Here is a 2,466-nt window from a genome sequence, read left to right as displayed (position 1 = left end):
AGTTTGATCCGAGACCAGCCCAGCTATTTGTTGCCGGGGCTGGTGCTGCTCGCGGCGACAGCGGCGTGCGGCGACCTTGCCAGCGTCCCCTACAACGCGATGCTGCGGCAGCTCTCGACCACGCAAACCTTCGGGCGTATTTCGGGTTTCGGCTGGGCAGCCGGCTACGTCGGCAGCGTCGTTCTGCTGCTGATCGTGTACGTGGGATTTATCTCCGGTTCCGGCAACACGCGCGGCTTGCTTCACCTATCTACCCATGACGGTTGGAATGTCCGGGCCGCCATGCTGCTGACCGCCGGCTGGCTCGCGATGTTCGCGCTGCCATTGCTGCTCACCGCCCACCGACTGCCGACGCTCGTGGAGGTGTCCCACCCCGCGGGAGGCTTTTTGAGCGGCTATCGCAAGCTGTGGTCGGACCTCAGCGCGGAATGGCGCCGTGACCGCAACCTCGTCTACTTTCTGCTGGCGAGCGCGGTGTTCCGGGATGGGCTGGCAGGGGTGTTCACGTTCGGCGCGGTGCTGGGAGTCAACGTGTACGGCATATCGCAGGCCAATGTGCTGGTGTTCGGGGTCGCCACCAGTGTCGTCGCTGCGTGCGGCGCGGTGCTGGGCGGTCTGTTCGACGACCGGGTCGGCTCAAAGCCGGTGATTGTGGGATCGCTGGCCGCGATCGTCACGTTGGGGCTCACATTGATGACGTTGTCCGGCCCGCTGGCGTTCTGGGTGTGCGGGTTGTCGCTGTGCCTGTTTATTGGACCGGCGCAGTCGTCGGCGCGCACTCTGCTACTGAGAATGTCGCGTGACGGCAAGGAGGGTGTCGCCTTCGGCCTCTACACGATGACGGGCCGTGCGGTGTCGTTCCTCGCGCCGTGGCTGTTTTCAATCTTCGTCGACGCATTCCACGCTGTCCGTGCCGGGATGGCGGGCTTGTGCGTGGTTCTGGCCACCGGGCTGCTGGCCATGCTGCTGGTACGGGCGCCGCGCCACAGCGAGGCCTAGGCCGGATTCAGCCCGGCAATCGGAACGTCAGCCCGCCGCGTCGCACACTGTTAAACCCACCCCCGTGCGTTGCCGGACCTGGACTCCGCCCACGGTGACCGAGCAGGTGACGTCGTGGCCGATGTTGACGATCGTCACGCTGGCCGTGTCTTGGGGCGAGGACAGGCTGACTTCCTTGGTCCAGGGCAGCACTACGTTGAACTCGGTCTGCCTGACGCCGCCGTCGTCGACGTAGGTAATGCTGATCGCATGTCCTTGCCCGGTCACGCTGTAGACCACCGTCTGTGCTGCGGCGGCGCTGGTTGTCGCGCCGGAGGTGCCGGTAGGGGAAGTGGTGTTCGACGGCGCCGACGTGGTGGATGACGCGGACTTCGACGCCGGGGTGCTCGACCCCGGCATCGCGGGCAGGGGCGGCACGACGGTCTCGTTCTTTGCCGTGCCGTTGGCGATCACCAGTGCGATCACCAGCGCGACGACCAGCAGCACGGCTGCGCCGGCGACGATCCATAGCCAGCGCGGGGATCTCGGCCGCTCCGGCGGTGGCCCTTCCCCGGGAGGTATCCCGTCTGCGTCGGGCGATTGGCCATGCAGCCAGTACTGGGGCAAACGCTCCGTCGGATGGGACTCGCTCACGTTCGGACCGGGCGCGGGCCCGTGCCCGGGTGCATAGGGCGGCTGGTTCGCGCCTGTCGGGCTGGTTGACGGTTGATAAGGGGTGCCCAGCGGTCGGGTCGGCTCGGTTCCTCGCCCAGCCGTATTGGGATACCACCTGGGTCGACGCGGATCGGTCATGCCCACCTCATGGGTTGCAGGGTACCTGCAGCATCACTGCCGGTGGCTGACGTGCTGGTGGTGGCTGCGGGGCCGCCGGTGGCAGACCGGCCGGGCGCTAGCGATCGCCGGGGCTCAGCGCCGCGAGCGTCATCGCCCGCATGACAGCGCGCGCCCGCGCCGGCTTGGCGCGCAAATTGTTGAGGGGCTTCATGATGTGCGGTGTGGAGTTCAGCAACCCGAATACCGCGTGGGCCATCAACCGTGCGTCGGCCTCGGCTAGTCCAAGGTTTCGTTGACGCAGCACTCCCACCCAGACTTCGACGTATTGCCGCTGAGCACGGCGCACCTGCCGCTCGGCTGCCGCTGGCAGGTGCGCGAGGTCACGGTCCTGGATGCGGATGAGATCTGGCTCGCCCAAGGCGAAGTCGAGGTGAAAGTCGATGAGGCCATCGAGCGCCTCAGTCGGATCGGAGTGTCGCGACGTCACATCGCGGGCACCGGCAAGCAGCCGGGTGCTGATCCCGACCAGCAGCTCGACCAGTAGTGACTCTTTGTTGGGGAAGTGGCGGTAGATCGCCGGACCGCTGACTCCCGCGGCGGCGCCGATGTCCTCTAGGCGCACCGCCAGAAAGCCGCGCTCGGCGAACAGCCGTTCCGCGGCCGCCAGCAGCTGCGAACGCCGGTCGGATTTGA

The 2,466-nt window shown here is 67.0% G+C and carries 3 protein-coding genes; 1 reads left to right on the top strand and 2 read right to left on the bottom strand.

Translation table 11 applies throughout. The features are described 5' to 3' along the window. On the top strand, positions 1–999 hold a 999-nt coding region (locus tag VFA16_RS13165; RefSeq protein WP_324968240.1), incomplete at its 5' end, for an MFS transporter. 27 nt (positions 1,000–1,026) lie between these two features. Here VFA16_RS13165 and VFA16_RS13160 read toward each other — a convergent pair. Both VFA16_RS13160 and VFA16_RS13155 read right to left on the bottom strand, forming a co-directional pair. Further along, the gene (locus VFA16_RS13160; protein WP_324968239.1) at positions 1,027–1,791 is read right to left on the bottom strand and encodes an MmpS family transport accessory protein; all 765 of its coding nucleotides are present in this window, start codon (positions 1,789–1,791) and stop codon (positions 1,027–1,029) included. 97 nt (positions 1,792–1,888) lie between these two features. Continuing rightward, positions 1,889–2,466 (bottom strand): TetR/AcrR family transcriptional regulator (locus tag VFA16_RS13155; protein ID WP_324968238.1); only part of this gene is annotated, 578 nt, incomplete at its 5' end.

It is taken from the genome of Mycobacterium sp. (assembly GCF_035653355.1).
Taxonomy (GTDB): Bacteria; Actinomycetota; Actinomycetes; order Mycobacteriales; family Mycobacteriaceae; genus Mycobacterium.
This window is presented reverse-complemented; position numbering and strand designations above follow the sequence as displayed.